Below are 2,004 nucleotides of genomic sequence, written 5' to 3' on the forward strand. Positions count from 1 at the left end.
CGACCCAACCGGCCCTCGGTGAGCGCGTGGGCGAGTCTAGCGGGAAGCCTGCGGGCGACCGTACCTTGAGTTCGTGAACTGTACGCCGGGGCCGTTTCGGAAGCCCCGGAACGTTATGTGAGATGGCCAAAAGCAGAGTAGACGGGTGCCTGAGATGCCATCGTGTTTGCGGAATCCAACCGTAGAAGCGCGGCCTCAGCGATCGCGGCAGATGAAGAGGAAGTCGGGCCGCGACTCAATTCGGAACTGGCTGCCTCAACGCTTGGTCGCTCACCGCAGGAACTCGGACTCGAAAAACTCGATGAAGTCTGAGGCGAAGAAGTCGCTCTGGTCGCGACTTCCCCACCACTCGCGGAAGCTCGGGGTCGTGTAGAACCCCCTCGCTCCGAGGCTGAATTGCGAGAGCTCTTCAGCCTTCACGGTACCGACCTGAAACTGGCGTAGCCGATTTTCCAGGATTCGCATGCCAGCCACGTACTTCAGCTCCTGAATGCGCCGGTCCTCGAGGGAGAGATCCTCGCGCGTGGTCCCCGGCTCCCGCATCGCCGTCTCAATGCGGATCCAGTCCTCGTCGTTGGATAGGTCGAGAACGAAGTCGAACGACAACTCGGCGATCGCCTGAAGCGTGGTGCCCCTCGTTGCCTTCGTGTTCTCGCGGATCTCAAAGGCTACGAACGCCAAAGAGAGTATGACTCCGACCGCTGCCGCCGCCTCGCCATACTTACGTTCGGACATCCTCACTCCTCGTAATGGGTTCCCCGCGCATCGTCGTGTTGAAGGCGGAGTGGTGCAAGAGACATTGGCGGATGGTAGCCTAACAAGGTCTCGCGAATGCGGGCCCGCCGGGTATCGTGCGCTTCGCTCTAGGACCGCAGCTGAAGCGTCAATTCGGAAACCGAAATCCATTGGGAGTAGTCCCAACGTTGAGTGCCTGCTTGGGCCTGGGCGTCGGAGAAAGGGGGCTTCGGGCCCACACATCCTGATCGTGCAGCCGGGCACACCTCACATAACAAGAGGCTTCCGGCTCCGCGCCTGACGGCGCTCCGTCCCAAACGGCCCTGAGCGTGCAGATGGTGCTGGCGGGAACGCTGCGGCCGGCCCTAGTCTGACGAGGTGAGCAGTACAGCCGGGGCCGTTTCGGAAGCCTCGGAACGTTATGTGAGATGGCCTCGGCGGATGATTCGCGGCGTTGGAATCACCGAACCGCGTCGAGTACGGCTTCGGGGTGACGGGCCGCCACCCGGAGTAGAACCTGAGCCGGCCCCTGGGGACTCCGGCGGCCCTGCTCCCAGTTCTGCAGTGTCCTCACGCTAATCCCGAGCAGAGCTGCGAACTGTGACTGCGACAGGTCGTACGCCGCGCGGATCTCCGCCACGTCGGGCGCGTCGATCGTCGTGGTCTTGGCCGCCTTCTTCTCTCCTCGAAGAATCGCGCCTCCCTCCCGAACGCTCGCCACCAACTCCTGAAACATCTCGTCCTTCATTTGAACTCCTCCTCGACCACGCGGCGAAGAACTGCCACCTGCTCCTTGGTCAGATCCGCCGCTTCGTTCTTCGCGTAGGCCATGAGCATCAGGATCACGCCATCCTCCGTCGCCCAGTAGTAGATCACTCGTGTCCCCCCGCGCTTCCCTCGCCCGGAGCCGGACCACCGGATCTTTCGAAGACCGCCGGAGCCGCGGATCAGGTCGCCCGACTCCGGATACGCCACCAGACTCAGCTGCAAGAGCCGATACGACTCCCGATCCAACAGCTTCTCGATCTTCTTCGTGAAGAACGATGTCTCGCGAATCTCCATGTCCGAAGCTACGCCAATGGCGCATATACGTCAACGGCGTACGCGAAGACGTGCTCACCACGACAGCTAGGTGCCGCCGGCGTGATTGGGGGCCAGACATCTCCCACCAAGCGAGTGGGCACACCTCACATAACAAGAGGCTTCCGGCTCCGCGCCCTGCGGGCGCTCCGTCCCAAACGGCCCCTGAGCTTGCAGACGGTTCTGGCG

At 62.5% G+C, this 2,004-nt stretch carries 3 protein-coding genes; all 3 read right to left on the reverse strand.

Going from position 1 to position 2,004, the window contains the following annotated elements; genetic code table 11:
* Positions 1-270: 270 nt before the first annotated feature.
* The 3 genes from HKN37_10620 to HKN37_10630 all read right to left on the reverse strand — a co-directional run bounded on the left by HKN37_10620 (position 271) and on the right by HKN37_10630 (position 1,797).
* On the reverse strand, positions 271-735 hold the full coding sequence (locus HKN37_10620) for a hypothetical protein (protein ID NNE47101.1): 465 nt from the start codon (positions 733-735) through the stop codon (positions 271-273).
* A 460-nt stretch (positions 736-1,195) separates the two neighbouring features.
* Positions 1,196-1,483, reverse strand: a complete 288-nt coding sequence (locus tag HKN37_10625) for a helix-turn-helix domain-containing protein (protein ID NNE47102.1) — start codon at positions 1,481-1,483, stop codon at positions 1,196-1,198.
* Entirely contained in the window at positions 1,480-1,797 is a 318-nt protein-coding gene (locus HKN37_10630; GenBank protein ID NNE47103.1) for a type II toxin-antitoxin system RelE/ParE family toxin, read from the reverse strand. The genes HKN37_10625 and HKN37_10630 overlap by 4 nt, the downstream gene beginning before the upstream one ends.
* Positions 1,798-2,004: the final 207 nt, after the last annotated feature.

Source organism: Rhodothermales bacterium (assembly GCA_013002345.1).
Classification (GTDB): Bacteria; Bacteroidota; Rhodothermia; order Rhodothermales; family JABDKH01; genus JABDKH01.

What these genes read in the sequence shown, in the direction of transcription:
- HKN37_10620 (NNE47101.1), bottom strand. Translation starts at nt 735, where the DNA reads ATGTCCGAACGTAAGTATGGCGAGGCGGCGGCAGCGGTCGGAGTCATA.
- HKN37_10625 (NNE47102.1), bottom strand. Translation starts at nt 1,483, where the DNA reads ATGAAGGACGAGATGTTTCAGGAGTTGGTGGCGAGCGTTCGGGAGGGA.
- HKN37_10630 (NNE47103.1), bottom strand. Translation starts at nt 1,797, where the DNA reads ATGGAGATTCGCGAGACATCGTTCTTCACGAAGAAGATCGAGAAGCTG.